This window comes from Flavobacterium circumlabens (assembly GCF_004345565.1).
GTDB lineage: Bacteria > Bacteroidota > Bacteroidia > Flavobacteriales > Flavobacteriaceae > Flavobacterium > Flavobacterium circumlabens.
The window spans coordinates 194,224-213,005 of the sequence record NZ_SLWA01000002.1 but is presented as its reverse complement, the minus strand read 5'-3'; the positions used below and the strand labels follow the sequence as shown (position 1 = coordinate 213,005).

General features: G+C 32.7%; 10 protein-coding genes. 1 reads left to right on the top strand and 9 read right to left on the bottom strand.

What is annotated here, in order from left to right; genetic code table 11:
- Window positions 1-26: 26 nt before the first annotated feature.
- Both EV142_RS05510 and EV142_RS05505 read right to left on the bottom strand, forming a co-directional pair.
- Entirely contained in the window at window positions 27-1,922 is a 1,896-nt protein-coding gene (locus EV142_RS05510; protein ID WP_238698654.1) for a glycoside hydrolase family 2 protein, read from the bottom strand.
- Between the two features lie 409 nt (window positions 1,923-2,331).
- Complete coding sequence (locus tag EV142_RS05505) at window positions 2,332-2,898, bottom strand: RNA polymerase sigma-70 factor (protein ID WP_132033453.1); 567 nt, start codon at window positions 2,896-2,898, stop codon at window positions 2,332-2,334.
- Between the two features lie 1,044 nt (window positions 2,899-3,942).
- Between EV142_RS05505 and EV142_RS05500 the strand changes: the two genes are divergently transcribed.
- A complete protein-coding gene (locus EV142_RS05500) occupies window positions 3,943-8,130 on the top strand; it encodes a two-component regulator propeller domain-containing protein (protein ID WP_132033450.1) in 4,188 nt (1,395 codons plus the stop codon).
- Between the two features lie 557 nt (window positions 8,131-8,687).
- On the opposite strand, the gene EV142_RS05495 is transcribed toward EV142_RS05500, so the two are convergent.
- The 7 genes from EV142_RS05495 to EV142_RS05465 form a co-directional block, all read right to left on the bottom strand.
- Window positions 8,688-9,758: a hypothetical protein gene (locus EV142_RS05495; protein WP_132033448.1), complete on the bottom strand. Its 1,071-nt coding sequence runs from the start codon at window positions 9,756-9,758 to the stop codon at window positions 8,688-8,690.
- Between the two features lie 537 nt (window positions 9,759-10,295).
- The gene (locus tag EV142_RS05490; RefSeq protein ID WP_132033446.1) at window positions 10,296-11,252 is read right to left on the bottom strand and encodes a nucleoside hydrolase; all 957 of its coding nucleotides are present in this window, start codon (window positions 11,250-11,252) and stop codon (window positions 10,296-10,298) included.
- A 136-nt stretch (window positions 11,253-11,388) separates the two neighbouring features.
- Window positions 11,389-14,031 carry a glycoside hydrolase family 3 C-terminal domain-containing protein gene (locus EV142_RS05485; RefSeq protein ID WP_132033444.1) on the bottom strand — a complete coding sequence of 881 codons (2,643 nt, stop codon included), beginning with the start codon at window positions 14,029-14,031 and terminating at the stop codon, window positions 11,389-11,391.
- Between the two features lie 515 nt (window positions 14,032-14,546).
- A complete protein-coding gene (locus EV142_RS05480) occupies window positions 14,547-15,746 on the bottom strand; it encodes a glycoside hydrolase family 88 protein (RefSeq protein WP_202978485.1) in 1,200 nt (399 codons plus the stop codon).
- Window positions 15,747-16,059: 313 nt separating this feature from the next.
- Window positions 16,060-16,269: a hypothetical protein gene (locus tag EV142_RS24205; RefSeq protein WP_202978484.1), complete on the bottom strand. Its 210-nt coding sequence runs from the start codon at window positions 16,267-16,269 to the stop codon at window positions 16,060-16,062.
- A gap of 127 nt (window positions 16,270-16,396) precedes the next feature.
- A complete protein-coding gene (locus EV142_RS05470) occupies window positions 16,397-16,969 on the bottom strand; it encodes a gluconate 2-dehydrogenase subunit 3 family protein (RefSeq protein WP_132033442.1) in 573 nt (190 codons plus the stop codon).
- 112 nt (window positions 16,970-17,081) lie between these two features.
- Window positions 17,082-18,779: a GMC oxidoreductase gene (locus EV142_RS05465; protein ID WP_132033440.1), complete on the bottom strand. Its 1,698-nt coding sequence runs from the start codon at window positions 18,777-18,779 to the stop codon at window positions 17,082-17,084.
- Between the last annotated feature and the right edge of the window lie 3 nt (window positions 18,780-18,782).

The following is an 18,782-nucleotide window of genomic DNA, read 5'->3' as shown; positions in this document are numbered from 1 at the left end:
TTATCTTTTAATGATCAAGTCTGAAACTACTTCTTATGCTTGTAATATTTATTTAAAGTAAACCAGGCTTTTTTCTTAAATCCCCTGTCTGAAAGTAAACCTTTACGATTCCAGCCATCTTGAATACCATGCAATTGACGACGAGGAGACTTAAAATCAACCAAAATCCAAGGCGAAATCCCCTTTAAAAATGGAATTTTGTCTAACATCGCTAATTGATTTACGTATAAATATTCTTGATATTCTTCAGTAAAGCGTTCGTCTTTTTCACCATGAAAACCATATAAAGCTCCACCTCCAAATTCACTTATCACCATAGGTTTATTGTAAATGGTTTTCCAAGTTTTTGTCAATGCATCTTCTGGTTTGCCTTCATACCATCCCAAATATTCATTGCAGCCCAATACATCCAAATACTCTCCCAATGGATCATCTAATATATTGGTGTCATTTTCTTTATGACTAATCTCTAATGCAGCAGATAACAATCTGGTGTTGTCTAAAGAACGGGTGTAATCGCATAAACTCTTAATAAAGTTATTTCTATCGTCAGAAACTGGAGTTTCATTCGCCATAGACCAAATGATAATGGATGCTCTGTTTTTATTTTGTGTAACCATAGCATTCAATTGATCTTTAGCTTTTTTCAAAACATTTTGATCTTCATAATGAATAGTCCAATAAACGGGAATTTCAGACCAAACCATCAGGCCCATTTCGTCTGCCATTTTCAGCATGGCTTCGTTATGAGGATAGTGGGCTAATCTTACATAATTACATCCCAGTTCTTTTGCCCAGCCCAATAGCAGTTTAGCATCCTCTGGTCCATTTGCCCTGCCTGCTCTTTGTGGAATCTCTTCATGTATAGAAATCCCTTTAAGATATATCGATTTCCCATTAAGTAAAATGTCTTGTCCTTTGGTTTCTATAGTTCTAAAACCTATTCTGTCTTTTAAAGTATCAGTATCTTTTACTAAATAGACATCATAGAGTTTAGGGTTTTCTGGTGACCATAAGATAGGTTTTGAATTAATGCTTAAAGATGCTTCTCCATTTGAATTAGCTGCTAATTCCTTACTTATTTTTAGTTCAGGAATTAATAATTTTATGTTTTTTGACTCCGGCTTATTTAACTTCACAGAAATATGAATCGTTTTAAAATCGCCATTTGTTAGATTTAATTTATAATCTTGAATAAAATTTTCTGAAGTTTCAGCTACGTAAACATCACGGGTGATACCACCATAATTGTACCAGTCGGTATTTGTAGTTGGCACTCCATCAGCTCTTCTTTTATTATCTACTTTTACAACAACGTTGTTTTCTTTTGAGTTTACTTTTCCAGTCACTTCAAAACAAAAAGGAGTAAAACCTCCTTCGTGCTCGCCTAATTTCTTACCATTTAAGTAAACAATACTGTAGTAATTACAAGCTCCAAAATATAGGAAGAGTCTTTTATCCTTTTTTAGAGGATAATCAAAGTTTTTTTGGTACCAAACTGTGCCTTCATATAGCTCTAATTTTTCCCGTTGTGAATTCCAGTCTCCTGGTACGTTTAGATAATCAGATTTAACAAAGTCATATTCAATAAGGCCTTGTTTTGTTTTTGGTTTTTCATTAAGAAAATAGCCACTTTGACTTTCTTTTAGACGATAATCGTAAAAACCATTTTCGTAAGGATCAATTAGGATTTGCCAATTGCCGTTTAAGGAAATTTTATCTCGACCAACAATGTTATTTACTACTGCTAATTCTTGGCAATAAGCGATGGTTTGAAAAAATAAAATGAAAAGAAAAACACTTATCTTCATTGTTGTGAGCTCTTTTATATAACGCAATGAATTAAAAAAATGTTGACAAACAATCATGCGTTCTTCATTAACGGACCCTTTATATTTTTTTTTTGTAATTTGCTGTTCCATACTATTTAAAAAGATTACTTTTATTACAGGATATTATTCAAGTCAGAAGGCACATCAACTAAATACACTATTTATATAAATTATTTCTAATCACTATCCCACTGAAGATAATGATTTATTACCTGCACGAGAAGCATCTCATGAAGTTTTAATTTACTAACCATATAGGCCGCAGATTTTATTTAGGAGGATTGTAATTTAATATGCTTTTTAATTTTTAGCCTAATTACACATTAACAAACTCCCGTAATAAAGACATCAAAACTTATTCTATTAATTTTAGTACAATTAAATACAATATCATAAATAAAAAATTGCCTAAAAGTTAAGATCAACATGAATAAACTAAAAAGCCATTATATATTATTTATTTTCTCAAATAAAATTTTACCCCTCTGACTTTCCGATTTTAATCAATTAGTATGGGTGAAATAACAGATCTAATGTGACAAAGAGCCCTAGACATGTGTGTTTTCACAGTTAATGGTGAAAGATTTAATTTTTTTGATATTTCAACATAAGAGAGATTCTCATGCCTTGCCATATTGTAAACAACCAACTGTTGATCTGAAAGCGATTTTAAAGTAGTATTTACCTTTAACTCATATTCGGAATATATAAATTTCTCTTGCATAGAATTATCAGAAAAAACCTGAGACATTTTTAATTGCTCTTTAACTTTCCAAAAATTAGCTTGCTTTTTAAGCTTATTTAAAATATTATTTTTGCCAACAGTATAGAGCCAAGCCTCGACAGGTTTACCTATCTCCATTTCTTCCCGGTTTATCCAAAGTTGCATAAAAACATCTTGAACAACGCCTTGAGCCTCGTTTCTACATTTTAGATACCTCATAGCAAGAAAAAAAATTCTACTTTGATATCTTTCATAGAATACTTGAAACGCTTTATTGCTTCCTTGATTAAGTTCTTTTATAAAACGATCTTCGTCACGAATACTTAATTGAGTGGTATACATAGTAACATTTTTTTACAATCAATTAACATTATATATAATGGATTGATTTGGTTGGTTAGTTATTAATAAGTACTGCAAATTAAAGAGTTACACATGTCTATGATTTGCTGAAATCTGTATTTTATTTGCTCATTTATGTATTTTTGATAAAAAATTCGGTTAAAAATTATTCATGTAATATTTTTATTGATAATTATTTTTTTTCTGGGTAAATAAATTAGGTGATGTAGTATGTTGCTATTGTGCCGATCTTAAGGTTGATTTAAAGTGAAGAAAGTAGATCTTCAATTAATGGAATCAAAGTGATATTGAAAATGATGTTTTTTTTAAGGAGACTCCTAATATTTATGAGATAAGTTTTCAATATTGTTTTCGAATAGTCTATCTAACCATTTTCTTATATCAATTGTAGTGAAATGATTAAATTTTAATAATGACTATTAGCTTGATTATATCCAAGTGAATTTTTGCATAATTCTATGGGAATTTTGTGGTACAAATTAAATTTATTTCTAAAAAATTCAATAACGCACCCATTTTCATGATCTTAAATCAATTACTAAACTCTGGATATGTTTAGAATATTATTCTTAGTAAATTGAAGTAATTTATCTTTTCATAACTAATCAAAGACTTTGAATTATCTTTGTTTAGAGCAAGGTAATTTAGGTTTCCTGTGGCCAGACAAGTCTATAGTTATATTACAAACCGAGCGGCAATTTTGTAGATTAGAGGATAAAACACTGATACTTAACACTCCCTATTATTGAATCTTAATTATGCCTGTCAGTTTCTTTCTTGAAAATTATTTAATTAAATTTTGGTAGGCTCCCTTTTGAAATAATTTGAGAAAACAGCATTATATTTGCCTTGATAAGATGATTTTTTTGCTTTTCATCCCAAAGAAAATTGGAGATAAAAATTAAGTACTTCTTTATGTTTTTCTTATTTAAACGTCTAGAAAGTTATTGATTTTAAACTTATAATATCCTTTTATACTTTATATATATAAAAAAACTAAACTAGCTTAAATATAATAGAACCATGGTTAAACAAAAGCGTTTTTTTTTCAACTACTATTTTCATTTATTAAAAATATATATTGTCTGTCTCATCTACCTTTTTACAACATCAGTATTCTCACAAACGGATAAGGTAAAATTTAAATATCTCACACGCGACCAAGGCTTATCAAGTAGTAATGTTACAAACATCTTACAGGATAGTAGAGGATATATTTGGTTAGCAACAGAAGATGGTTTAAACAGATATGACGGTTATAAAATAACTGTATATAAGAATGACCAAAGTAATGCATCCAGTTTAAGCAATAATTTTGTTAATTATATTTTAGAAGATAAGCAACATCGAATTTGGATTGCAACAAATTATGGTTTAAACGTGTATAATAGCTTTACGGATAGTTTTACTAGATATATGCATGACCCTAAAAAAAAAGGCAGTATTAGCAGTAATGTTATACATAACCTTTATCAAGATAAAAAGGGAGAAATATGGGTGGGAACTGAACATGGTTTAAACAGGTATGATAAAAAAGATAATAACTTCAAATCCTTCATTCAACACCCGAATGTAATAGGAGAATCTTTAGAAAATAAAATAATTACTATATGTGAAGATGAGTCTAAAAACCTATTGTTGGGTACGGATGGCGCTGGGGTCAAGAGATTCAATCCAAAAAAAGCATTGTTTATTACTTCAACTAGTACCACTACTTTAGCGACATTGGATGGTTACCGAATAATCACAATTAAAAAGGATGATAAAAATCTAATCTGGATAGGAACAAATGGTAAAGGACTTTTTATTCTTGATCCTAAAAACAACACCTTAAACCATTTTCAAAACGAGGCAAATAATAGCAAAAGTATATCAAACGATGTTGTTAAAAGTATCATTTTTGACGAGCACAAAAATGTCTGGATTGGCACTGAAAATGGTGGACTTAATTTAAAGCCTCATAACGCAAATTATTTTTTAAGATATGAAAATGACCTGAGAAAACCTATGTCATTCTCGAGCAAAACCGCCGCATGTCTTATGGAAGATACGCAAGGAAATATTTGGGTGGGCACTCATCATGGTGGAGTTAATATCTACTCTCCCAAAATAACAAATTTCATAAACTATAGTAAAGGAATATGGAATGGTGCACTTTCTTATAACGATGTAAGAGCTTTTATAGAAACTAACAAAGGGGATATTTGGGTTGGTAGTGATGGGGGCGGAATCAATGTTTTTAATCAAAAAATGGGAACTTTCGATAAAAAAAGATTTTCACCAACTAACAGTAATAGTATTGGTTCAGATGCTATTCTAGACCTTATGAAAGATAAGAATGGTGTTATATGGGTTGGTACATGGGGAGCTGGCCTAAATCGCTATAATGAAAGTCAAAATACTTTTACTCGTTTTTTACATGATGCGAATGATAAAACAACTATAAGCTCAAATTACCCGTATATTATTTGTGAAGATAAAAATGGAACCCTTTGGGTTGGTACATTTTATGGTGGCTTAAATACCTTTGACCCCAAAACTAAAAAATTCAAACGTATCATTTCTGCACCTGATGGCAAAACTAAATTTACTGGAATATATGTCGAAACTATTCATCAAGATACTTATGGTAATGTATGGTTTGGAACTCTTGATGGTGGATTAAATTGTTTAACAAATAATAGAAAAACCTTTGTTCATTATTTTAGCAATACTCCAAAAGATTTAAAGGATCACGTGAGAGCCATTTATACCGATAGCAAAAAAAGGTTATGGATTGGTAAAACAGGGCTTTATCTTTTTAATAATAAAAAAAACAAGTTTTTGCTTTATTCTAAAAACCCTTATTTGGTCAATGAGCAAATTCAGTCTATTATAGAAGATAAAAGAGGGAATCTTTGGATAGGTACCACAAATGGCCTTATCCAATTCAATCCTGACACCAATTTTATAAAGAGATATTCTGGTTCTGACGGCTTGCAAGGATTAGAATTTTGCCAGAATTCGGCATTTATGTCCAGTAAGGGAAAACTTTTTTTTGGTGGTTTTGAGGGATTTAACACTTTTTATCCAGACAGCATCAAAACCAATAATTATAGTTACCCAATACACTTAACCGATCTATTAATTTTTAATAAAAGTATTAGCGAAGGAGAAGACAAATCTACCGTTTCTAAATATGTGGAGAGTGGAGAAAATATAATATTGTCCTACGACAAATCGGTTATTTCTTTTGAATATGCAGCCTTAAATTATGTTTCGCCACAAAAAACAAATTATGCTTTCAAACTTAAAGGTTTTGATAAAGATTGGAACTATGCTGGTACACAACGCAAGGCTACTTATACCAATTTAGACCCAGGCGATTACACATTTTATGTTAAGGCAAGCAGTACAAAAGGGCTTTGGGACACTAAAGCTACTTCGGTAAACATTACAATAAAGCCACCTTTTTATCTGACATGGTGGTTTAAAAGTATGGCCTTAATATTGTTATTTGCAATTTTATATGCTGGACTGTACTATAAAAGAAGACAAGAAATACGCAAAATACGGGAAGAAAATAAAGAAAAGCTCCATCAGCTCCAACTTCAATTTTTTACTGATATCTCTCATGAGTTTAGAACTCCCATCACGCTAATTTTGGGTACATTGGAACAAATCTTTAAGATGGGGGAAAATTCACTACTTGCTCCTTATTATCAAACTATTAATCGTAATGCCAACCGACTCTTAAAACTTATCAGTGAATTGATGGATTTTAGAAAGGCAGAAGCAGGAGCATTAAAACTTAAAGTCATGTCGGGTAACTTTTCTTCATTTATAAAAGAAATAACCGATGATTTTAGAAATCAAGCTATCCTTCAAAATTTTGAATTTAATCTTGATTTAGAACAGGAATTTAACAAAGTATGGTTCGACAGTCAAATATTAGAAAAAGCCATTTTAAATGTTTTAAACAACGCTTTTAAATACACGCCTGAGAAAGGCAAAATCAATATTAAAGTTGTATCGACCCTAAAGAATTTTAACTCTCTCCATGAACAGGGAATAGAAATAGAAAATAAATTTGTAGCCAATAGCTATCTATATATCATCATTTCTGACACAGGAATAGGAATTTCAAAAAGTTCACTTGAGCATTTATTTGAGCCGTATTTTAGGGGGTCTGAACAACATATTGGAACAGGCATTGGATTGGCTTTTGTAAAAAGATTAGTATCTATACACAAAGGTAAACTTAGCGTTTATAGCACCATAGAACAAGGAACTGAAGTTGTTATTGCCATACCATGTAACAAAAAGGATTACAATAAAAATGAAATTTGGTCTAATGATAATAATGAAATTGTAGCACAAATAGAAAGTATTCCTTCAAAAGCTTCATTAATAACTAATTCAACCAAAACAGAGCTTGCTAAAAAAGAAAAATTGGGAACTAAAACAAAAACCTGTATTTTAATTGTAGATGATAATGAAGAATTAAGAAATTTTTACAGAGAAATACTTGAAGATGACTATTTCATTATTGAAGCGAGTGACGGACAAGAAGGTATTACGAAAGCTAAAGAAGGATCTCCGGCATTAATCATTAGTGATGTAATGATGCCTGTAATGGATGGAATAGAATTTTGTCAATATATCAAAAATGATTTTGAAACAAGTCATACCCCCTTTATTCTATTGACAGCAAAAGATGCGCTTGAGTCTCGACTACAAGGCATAAAATCAGGTGCTGATTATTATTTCAGTAAGCCTGTGAGCACTGATTTATTACTTTTAACCATAAAAAATCAGCTCAATCAGCAACAAAAAATTAAAGAGCGTTATCTAAAAGATTACCAGGTAGAAGTTAGGGATTTGGTGCACTCTACAAAAGATAAAGATTTCATGGATCAATTGTTAAAAATTATTGAGGATAAATTAGAAGATCCAGAATTGAACATTGATTATGTAAGCAGAGAAATTGGTGTTAGTAAAAGTAAACTTTACAAAAAAATAAAAGATATTACTGGTCAGAGTAGTAACGAGTTCATCAGAACCATCCGATTGAAAAAGTCTATGGAGTTTTTGACAAATGAAGACGTCTCAGTTACTGAGGTGATGTATCGTGTGGGAATATCATCGCAATCGTATTTTACCAATGCATTTAAAAAAGAGTTTGGAATGACTCCATCAAAGTTTCAACAACAGTTGGATAGAAAGGGTTAAATCTATTTTTTAAAAATTTTGTTTTCTAATTTTGATAGCATAACAAAGAATATGCCTTTGTTTAATCAATAGACCTACAAGAGTTATGAAAATAAAAAATGTGATTTTTGATTTCGATGGCATGATTGTTAATTCGGAACCTATTTAAACCTCAATGGAATGAAAGTCTATAGATTTGGTTAGCTAAAATCTCAAGATTAAATTGGACCAAAAAGTAAAATTGCCCACAGATTTACCTCGTCTGTTCACTATCACTCGAGTCAAGAAGGTGGACGGACTTTGACAAAAAGTTGCTAACTTTTAAACGCAAAGAACACAACGTATTACGCAAGGTACGCAAAGCTTTGCGAACCTTGCGTTTTTAAAGACAAAGTATAATCTTTCTTTGCGTCCTTTGCGGTTATAAATATTTTGCTAAATCGAATTAAATTGATTTCAAGAAATTAAACCCTTTTAATTATAAAATCTGTGTCTAAAAATTTTAGAAGCTAAAGAGAGATACGCTGAGAGTGTATATTTTTAAAGTCTATTTGAGACCTATAAATTAGAATAAAAAACTAAGGACGCCTGTTGCTCCAAATTTCAAGATCATCAAACAGCACCTTTAATGATTTTCCATTATTTTTAAATGCATCAATTACCTCAGAAGAACAGTACGCTTTCATCGGATTGAAAGTTTCAAACCCATTTACCGTATTGTTAATATTATAAGTAGTGCCATATATGTTGCAAATAACAGATGTACTCTCGCCATCAGGCGTAGCAGTAACATAAAACCTTCCATTACTTGCATCACCTTCCTTCATATAAATTTCAATGGTCATCCATTTATTGGTAGGCACCTGAAAGCTAGTGTTTAAATACTCCCATAATGTACTCCAATTTATGGCATTATTATAAGTGTTTTCACCCTTTACATAAAAACGTAAAGCCCCGGTAGATCCTGAAATTGCTTTTCTAATTTGTAAATTGGCTTTAAACTTATTGTAAAGAAGAGGGTCATTTCCCATTTCCCATAAGATAAACCAGCCACCCGCCACTGGAGCAGTTGATTGCTCTAGATATTGCCAATCTGGGAGATAAACTTTAACTTTTTGGTAATACTCTTTTGTATTTTGAGGTGTTCTCGAAAAAAGCTCCCCCGAAATACGGGCTTTGCAATTTCCATTGGGATACGAAGGAGAAGGTGCATAACAAGTCGTTGCATTATCTATTTTGAATTGCATGGATTTTGCAAAAATGGCAGGATCAGTATTGGGAGTTTGCACAATGCTAGCTATTCTGTCCGTAGATGCACCAGATTCATAATTAATGTAAAAGTCATTAAATAAGCTTGAACTGCCTTGCAACGTGCTGGTCCAATCATATCCATAATCATCTCCGATGATGTCATCCCGATTTGAACTTATAGTGCTAACTTGTGTCCCTCCTTGAAAGCCAGATTTAAATAATAATGTACCTCCTGTTAACTGTGAAGATGCAAAGAAAATATCTGTTTTTAGTACTGATCCACTTTTTTTGGATAGATGCTCGCTTTGCGATTCTGGTGTCATGCTGTTTTCGGTACAAGCCGTAAGAGTGATCGCCATAATTACAGCAAATGCGCAATATTTTTTTAATTTCGTCATTTTGCAAAAAATTATTGGTTAGTAATTAGTTAAGGATTGTCTCGTTAAAATGAAACAATGCTAAAAATTGAGACCGCAAAAAAAAATGAATTTACATTTTTCATTGGTTTGTTATAAGGTGATAATTAGTTTATACTAATGTTTACTTAAGATTATCTCCTAAACGGTCTTTAGCTGAAAAAATCAAACCTGGCTCTGATTAATAAAAAAACTCGGTAATCTTCAACTGCCAAAACCAGAAATACATAATAAATTGATAATTTTCTTGTAAACACTTCTGATTGCGAACGATTATAAGCAATAACTTTGTGTTTTTAATGACCAAAAAGTAACTATTCTGCACGCTTTATCATTGCTGTCGGATTTTTTATAATAGTATTCTTTGCACCTAAAAACTATTGATGCAAAACAAAAAGTATATTAAGTAAAAAACTTTACGATATACACCCGCAAACAAAACGCTTTCAATTTTTAAATTATTTTTTAAAACTGCAGACTATTTAACCCGAAAAACTTAAGAGTGCATTATTTTGTCCATCAACTTTTCTTTAAAATTTGAATAGAATTTAAATAACTATTTATTAATTGTTTATTATCAAATTTTATATAAACTCCAATAGAACGAGAAACATTTTCTGGAGGTGTTTTTATCATTTTTATAGTGGCGTGCACGGGGTTTAAGTAGGCCTCAACCAAGGCAACGTCCCATAAAGTTCTCACTGTATCGTTTGGATTGGTATCCGCCCAGCGTTGTGCCATATATTGTAAAGCAGGATTACTATCATTGAACAGTGTATATAATTTATCCCTTTCAAATTTGAAAGGCTCAGCTGTGGTAACAGGCATAATAATCAGCTGCACTGAAGGAGTATTGAGCAAATAATCAAATGCATTTAAATCATTACGTATATTGAATTCATTTTTGTCCCAAAATTCGTCTTGAATATTATATTTTGCTCCTAACAAATAACATTTAATATGATCTGCTATAGTGCTATCAATAGCAATGGCCGATGCAATATTTGTCAATGCCCCTAAGCATATTATATGTAATTTTTCTTTTGGCAAAAGTGTTTTTACAGCTGCAATAATCTGTTTTGCAGCTTCTGAATTACGAGGTTGACTGCCACCCCAAGCCCTTCCCATAGCTCTATCAGCACCTATGGGATGACTGATATTTGACTTACCACTTAAATTCAAAATTTCTTCATTCAACTGCTGGGATATCTTCACAGTATTAATGTCATTTGCACTATATTGATTCCATTTATCAAAAGCTACCAGATCTGCATTATTAAAATGTGCGGAACTCAGCCCAATGAGATTTATGGATGGTTCATTCAACAATCTCACAATAGCATAAACATCATCGGTTTCATTGCCGGTATCAGCATCTAGCCACACCTTTTGTGTTTGACCAAGAGCATTTTCATGGTTGATAAACAAGCAAAGGATTAACAAAAGAAAAATTTTGGATATTGGTAACTCTTTCATTTCAATTTATAACATTTATTTTTTGATTAAATATGATTCTTTATAATTTTCAAGCTAACTTTTAATGCAATACAAAAACAATCAATATTAAACAGGTCTAATCAGAATTGTTTTTGATATTTATAAATACTGATTATTAAAAACTTTTGGGCTCTTTTTTTAATTCAATTTCCTTACTAAGTACACTTGAATTCTTTCCATTAGGTTGACCACCTCCTAAGAAAACTTCAAATTTACCGGGATTGACAACTGCATCTCCATTCTCTACAATCACCGAAAAATCAGACGGTTTAAGAGTAAATGAAATCGTTTTTTTCTCTCCTTTGTTCAAATGAATTTTTTGGAATGCTTTTAATGAAATTAACGGAACAGCAACTTTTGAATCTAAATGCTTTAAATAAACCTGCACGACTTCATCACCTTCTCTTTCTCCAATATTTTCAACATCTACGGACAAATTTATTTCTTCGTTTATGCCAAAGACTTCTTTAGTTATTAATTTATCATAAGAGAATTTCGTATAACTCAATCCGTAACCAAATTTGTAAACTGGTGTTCCTTGATAATATTTATAGGTTCTGCCTTTCATATCGTAGTTATCAAAAGCAGGCAAATCATCTACCGATGCGTAGAATGTAACTGGTAATTTTCCTGAAGGATTATAATCACCGAAAAGAACATCCGCAATAGCTTCGCCACCTTTTTGTCCACCATACCAAGCCTCTACTATGGCCGGTAAATTTTCATCCTCCCATTTCAAACCTAATGCGCTACCATTCAGCAAAACTAAAACGACTGGTTTTCCCAAAGCCTTCACTTCTTTTATCAAATCTTGTTGCACCTTAGGCAAGACTATTTCTGTTCTGTCACCACCATCAAAGCCATCTAATTTTACATCCATTTCCTCCCCTTCTAACCTCGGAGAAAGCCCCATACACATAATCACCACATCAGCCTGTCGGGCAATTTTCAAAGCTTCTAGTTTTAGGTTTTGATCTGGTAAGCCCCATGACAATTTCAATTGCGCATTTGCACCACGACTGGCATACTTAATATCTATTTTATGGATTTCGCCTTTTTTAAAATTTAAATTGACTGACTTGTAACCAGGGCTATAAATACTTGAAAAAGAAAATTGGCTTTTACCGTCAATTAAAAGTTCATATTCCTCGGCACCAAACATATTAAAATTGATTTCTCCGCTGACAGGGATTTTAATATATCCAGACCACTTTGCAGAAAAATCTTCTTCATTTAAGTTTTTAATTGGGGAATTATCCATCCAATTAAAATCAATTTTTTCATCAACTCTGGAAATTACTGGTTCACCTTTATAGCTAATGTTATTATAATATTTGGCATGTAAACCCGGCTCTAAACCGGAAGCATCCTGAAAAAAATTTGCTGGTGTAATAATTTCCAATGATGGTGCTCCTTCTGCATGGGCAGATCCTCTGGCATACAACACTTTTGCCTTTGGAATTTTATTCTTAATACCTTGCAAGGGAGTAATGATAGTTGTCGGAAATCCATTATAATTAGCCAGCATTACTTCTTCATCATTTGAATTTGGACCAATAACAGCAATTGTTTTAACACTCTTGTTTAAAGGTAAAAAAGCATTGCCGTTTTTAAGTAATACTATTGACTCTCTCGCAGCTTGTAGAGAAAGTTCTTGATGTTTTGTGCTTTCTACAACACTATAAGGAATATTATCAAACGGATTGTCCCCTTTTTTATCAAACATTCCTAATCTAAACCTTGCGGCAAACAAACGCTTTATAACAATATCCAACTCCGCTTCTGTCACTAATTTCTTTTCTACAGCCTTATCCAAAGCGTTGAAAATATCACCACACTCTAAACTTACTCCTGCTTTGATTGCCAAAGCCGAAGCTTCTTCTGGCGTGTGAACTATCTCGTGAGTACCATCTTTAAAAAAATCATCTACAGCTCCACAATCCGTTACAATAAATCCGTTGAAACCCCATCTCTTGCGAAGAATATCCTCTAATAGGTAAGAACTTCCGCAGCATGGCTCACCCCTGAAACTATTATAGGCACACATTAAGGAATAAACTCCTGCATCTTGAATGGCTATTTTGAAGGCTGGAGTATAGGTTTCAAAAAAATCAAGGTTAGTCACTTCCGCATTAAAACGATGGCGGGTTTGTTCGGGACCACTATGCACAACAAAGTGCTTAACAGTCGCAATGGTTTTAAAATAGTTAGGATCATTACCTTGCAGCCCTTTAATAAATGAAGACGCCATTGTTCCAGTTAAAAAAGGATCTTCCCCATAAGTCTCCATACCTCTACCCCATCTTGGGTCACGAAAAATATTGATATTTGGTGTCCAAAAATTCAAGCCTTGGTACATTCCCCTCTTATCAAGTGCTGAGAAATGATCGTATTTGGCTCTTGCCTCATCAGAAATTGCAGATGCTACTTTTTCAATAAAAGGGGCATTCCATGTTGCTGACAATCCAATGGCTTGGGGAAAAACTGTTGCTCTTCCGGCTCTGGCAACCCCATGCAAACATTCGTTCCACCAATTATATGCTGGTATATCCAAATCGTTGGTTTTTATAGATGAACCTTTATATTGTAAAAGTTTTATTTTTTGATCTAGGGTAAGTTTAGAAACTAAATCATCCACTCTCTCTTCAGTAGTTAACTTTTGATTTAAATAGTTTTTTTCATTTTGTGCAAAAGAAATTTGCGCAAAAAAACAATGACCAATAAAAATAAGTAATAGTAGGGTAGGTTTTTTGAACATGAAATTTGTATTAAATTTTAATTGACTTTTTTAAGTTATTGTAGCAGGATGATAGACTCAATATGAAATATAATTATGTTTAGACGCAGCAATTTTTTTTACCTTTCGAAATAAAAGAAGATATTTAAAAATTGTTCCTTCGTTTTCAATAACCTTTGCCAAGGTCTTTATCAAAGTTTTGAAGCATAGTAAGAGCATTATTATGCCTTTAGGCATTTTTAATTCATATTAATCTTACTATTAATACAATTCAATTTTGCTCAAGGAGTACATGTTTATAAAAAAATCAAAAAAAATATATACATGACTAAATAGTATGTAACGATTTGTAAAAGAATAGTACGGTTTTTTTGAATATTTAGATATTACAAAAAAAAAATAGAAATTAACAAATGGAAAATTAATCATATGTTTAGATAGTTTATTTCTATTAACATGTAAAAAAATTGGTAAAATGCTTAGTGATAATTCGTAAATAATCGTTTACCTAACGGATTGCTCAAAAGAAATCTATCTTAGTTTAGATCTAACTTTCCTATCTTCATCAACTTATCGTACCGCAACAATGCTTCAAGATAATAGTAATCAGCATACACTAATGGTACATCCACTTCCGATTGATGTGGTTTAGATCCCACGCTGTTCTTCAGTAAAAAATTACCGTTTGTTCCAATTTCAGCTTTGTATTTTGGACTTGTCAAACTGCTTAACATTGTTGTGGCAGCGTCCTTATATTCTTTACTATGTTTGTTGCTATATTGACTTAATTCAAATAATGCTGATGAGATTACAGCTCCAGCTGAAACATCCCTTTCTGTATTTGGGATAGCCGGATCATTAAAATCCCAATAAGGAATTTTATCTTCAGGAAGATTAGCATGATTGAGTATATATTGGGCAATATGCTCTGCTTGTTTCAAGTATTTTTTATCTCCAGTTTCTCGATACATTACGGTGTAGCCATATAAACCCCAACCCTGTCCGCGGCTCCAAGCAGAACCATCTGCATAGCCTTGATGAGTACCTTGTTTCAACACTTTGTTATCTTTTCCATAGCACACTACATGATAACTACTATAATCTTTACGAAAATGATTCTTCATAGTTTTATCAGCATGAGAAACAGAAATGTTATAAAATTTCTTATTCCCTGATGCTTTTGCAGCCCATAATAAGAATTCCAAATTCATCATATTATCGATAATCACTGGATAATCGTACCCTTTCCACTCATCCCAAGATTTGATAACCCCATAATCATAATTAAATCGGCTTGCCAAAGAAGCTGCGCCAGTTAACATCACCGATTTAAAGGCAGGGTCATGAGTTATACGGTACCCATTTCCAAAGGGACAGTATAACATAAATCCTAAATCATGCGTAGTTGTATTGTTTTTTTCGCTTTCAACAGCCATAGTCCATTTATAAGCTTCATTTCTCCATTTTGTTTCTCTGTTATAATCAAACAAATACCAAAGGGAACCGCCGAAGAAACCACTACACCACCAATCAGCGGATCTATCCATAATTTTACCGTCATGACTATAAGATTGAGGAAATTTCGCGATATCTGGATGAGTTCTTAATATTCCTTCATATTGCAAGGCTGCATCGTGAAATTCTTTCTCTACATCAATTTTTGTCTGAGCAAAAATTGGAATACGTATAAATAAAAATGGCACAAGAAAAAGATATTTTATAATTGATGTTTTCAATGTTATGTAATTTAATTAGTTAAAATATTTATATAAGATAATGCTGAGTAATTATTAAGTGCTTTATAATTTAACTGTCCATTATACATAAGCCCGCTATCTGTCTTTTAATAAATTCATCATGTAAAGATTAATATCCCATTGATAGGCAATTGGCATATTAGTAAGCGGAAGAGCCGGCATATAAGGATAAGGCCCAAATTTGGGCGTAATGGTTAATAAATTAGCTTTTTAAGCGGCTCTTTTTACAATAATTTGATGCCACCAATTTAAGTGAGTTTCCAGTTCATTTGTCCATGCTTTCGCTCTTGGATCAGAGACTTGTGCTACTTGTTGGCAATGCCCTACTCTTGAATGAATATGGAGTTCTTTCGATGGCAGTTTTCATTTCCTTTTTTTCCTGCTCATCCAAAGAAACAGGAGATTCCACACCATCATATCCAGCCTTTTTTACTTTTGAACAGAAATCAACCCATGAAAGTGACTCCGAACCCCAGCGTGGACAAAAAAATTTAATTTGCATAAAATTGTATTTTAAATTTAATTATTGGCCTATTTTTTTTATCTCTTTACTATCCTGATCAAGTGAAGAATATTTGAAAAAATAGTTTCAAAATATAGTACTCAATATTTATTATGAAAGCAAAACATTAACTTGTAGCCCAGACCCTATCCCCTTTTTTATAATTTATACATCCAATATATCTCGTTGGTATGGCTTCATAACGACGTGCCTCAGTAGCTCCTATTTCGGAAGTGAAATAACCTTTTACTATTAAATCTTTCAACAATTGAAAATAATGGATAGGTGCTGAGGGCTTACTCGTATTCTCTTTTTTATATTTTTCAGCTTCCAACTGAATATTTAAAAAAAGCTCTTTCTTCTGGTCAGAATTCATAGATAAAAATTCAACTCTATACTTTTCAACAGCAGCATCTTCAATTTTTTTTAATCCTTCTAAAAAAATCAGTCTTTCCTCATTAGTAATACATTTGTTTACCATCATTTTCATATACAAACCAATTTTAGCAGCTTTTGCTCCTCCACATCTAGCTGTAGTAGGGATAATAGTTTCACCAATTTCATCCAAAAAGTAAATGTCTTGTTTTGAGATAAAGGTTCTTCCTGCTGGTGAATTACATCCTGCCAATAAACCAGCGGAAAATAAAATAGTCCCTCCTGTAAAAAGCATCAGATTTTTTATTGCTTCTCTTCTTTTCATATGTCAATCTCTTTAACTATTGTTTCCTTGGTTGGGTTAAAAAAACATGCTACCCACTAAATGAAAAAGGATGAACATTTTTTTATAAAAAAAATGAATCCTTCTTACCTAATTACAGGTTGTTTTTTTTTAATTCTTCGACAGCATAATGCGCAGCTCTAGCGGTTATTGCCATATAAGTGAGTGAAGGGTTTTGACAGGAACCAGAGGTCATACAAGATCCATCTGTAACAAAAACATTCTCTGCTCCCCATACCTGATTATGTTTGTTGAGTACTGATGTTTTGGAAGAATGTCCCATTCTGGCTGTCCCCATTTCATGTATCCCTAAGCCCATTGCATCATTGGTATCAAAAGCCTCTATGTTTATAAAGCCTGCTTTATCCAGCATCTCTGCACCGCTTTTGAGAATATCCTTCATCATATTTTTTTCGTTTTCACCAAATGATGCGTCAATTTCTAATAAAGGTATTCCCCATCGATCTTTTTTATCTTTGCTTAAACTAATCTTGTTTTCATGTGAAGGCAAACATTCTCCCATACTTACCAAACCCATTTTCCATACCCCGGGTTCTGTCAAAGTGTTCTTTAAATCAGCCCCAAACGAAACTCCTTTATCATCTTTTATTTCTCTTGAACCATTACAGGCAAATGCGTATCCTCGCAAAAAATCTTTTTGTTTGTCATTTCCGAAATTTCTGAATCTGGCCAAATAGCTTCCCGTTGGTTTACGCCCTGCATAATATTGATCTTCATAGCCATGATATTCGCCACTTATTCTCCCATTGTAATTATGATCCATTAAATTATGACCAAGCTCACCACTATCATTCCCCATCCCGTTAGGAAAGCGAGAAGATGTCGAATTCATTAGTATTAATGTAGAATTAAGTGTACCAGCATTAACAAAAACTATTTTTGCAAAATATTCTGTAACTTCATTGGTTAACGCATTTATTACTCTAACACCTTTGGCTTTCTGTTTGTCTTCATCGTAAATAATGGAATGTACAACAGCATTAGTAAGCATACTCAGGTTTCCTGTTTTTTCAGCTGCAGGTATGGTAGTAGAATTACTACTGAAATATCCGCCAAAAGGACATCCTCTAAAGCAAAGATTTCTGTATTGGCATGGCCCTCTTCCTGACAAAGCCTGGGAGAGGTTTGCAGTTCTGGAAATTACCAGATGCCTGTTATTATAATTAGATTTTAAACTTTTTTGCAAATGCGTTTCTATACAATTCATGTCCATTGGAGGAAGAAATTCTCCATCCGGAATTTGAGCAAGTCCATCTCTATTGCCGCTGATGCCAGCAAAACGCTCTACATAACTATACCAGGGAGCTAAATCATCGTATCGGATTGGCCAATCGACAGCAATTCCTTCTTTGGCATTTGCCTCAAAATCAGTCACTCCCCAACGCTGAGTCCATCTTGCCCACATAAGGGATTTTCCCCCTACCTGATATCCTTTGATCCAGTTAAATGGTCTTTTTTGAATATAAGGATGATAATCATCTTTTACAAAGAAGTGGTCTGTGGCTTCTTCATAAGCATAACAGCGGCTTAAAATGGGATTTTCTTGTTTCTGTTTTAAAGTTAAATTGTTTCTATTTTCAAATTCCCACGGATTTAACAGAGCAGTTGGATAATCTTTAATATGTTCTACCATTCTTCCTCTTTCAATCACCAGTGTTTTTAAACCTTGCTCACACAATTCCTTCGCTGCCCAGCCTCCAGTGATACCAGAGCCAATTACAATTGCATCATAGGAGTTGGATTCAACCCCTCCACTATTTATATTAACCATATA

Excerpts from the sequence above, each read along its gene's own strand:
- EV142_RS05510 (WP_238698654.1), bottom strand. The coding sequence starts at position 1,922 with ATGGAACAGCAAATTACAAAAAAAAAATATAAAGGGTCCGTTAATGAA.
- EV142_RS05505 (WP_132033453.1), bottom strand. The coding sequence starts at position 2,898 with ATGTATACCACTCAATTAAGTATTCGTGACGAAGATCGTTTTATAAAA.
- EV142_RS05500 (WP_132033450.1), top strand. The coding sequence starts at position 3,943 with ATGGTTAAACAAAAGCGTTTTTTTTTCAACTACTATTTTCATTTATTA.
- EV142_RS05495 (WP_132033448.1), bottom strand. The coding sequence starts at position 9,758 with ATGACGAAATTAAAAAAATATTGCGCATTTGCTGTAATTATGGCGATC.
- EV142_RS05490 (WP_132033446.1), bottom strand. The coding sequence starts at position 11,252 with ATGAAAGAGTTACCAATATCCAAAATTTTTCTTTTGTTAATCCTTTGC.
- EV142_RS05485 (WP_132033444.1), bottom strand. The coding sequence starts at position 14,031 with ATGTTCAAAAAACCTACCCTACTATTACTTATTTTTATTGGTCATTGT.
- EV142_RS24205 (WP_202978484.1), bottom strand. The coding sequence starts at position 16,269 with ATGCAAATTAAATTTTTTTGTCCACGCTGGGGTTCGGAGTCACTTTCA.
- EV142_RS05470 (WP_132033442.1), bottom strand. The coding sequence starts at position 16,969 with ATGAAAAGAAGAGAAGCAATAAAAAATCTGATGCTTTTTACAGGAGGG.
- EV142_RS05465 (WP_132033440.1), bottom strand. The coding sequence starts at position 18,779 with ATGGTTAATATAAATAGTGGAGGGGTTGAATCCAACTCCTATGATGCA.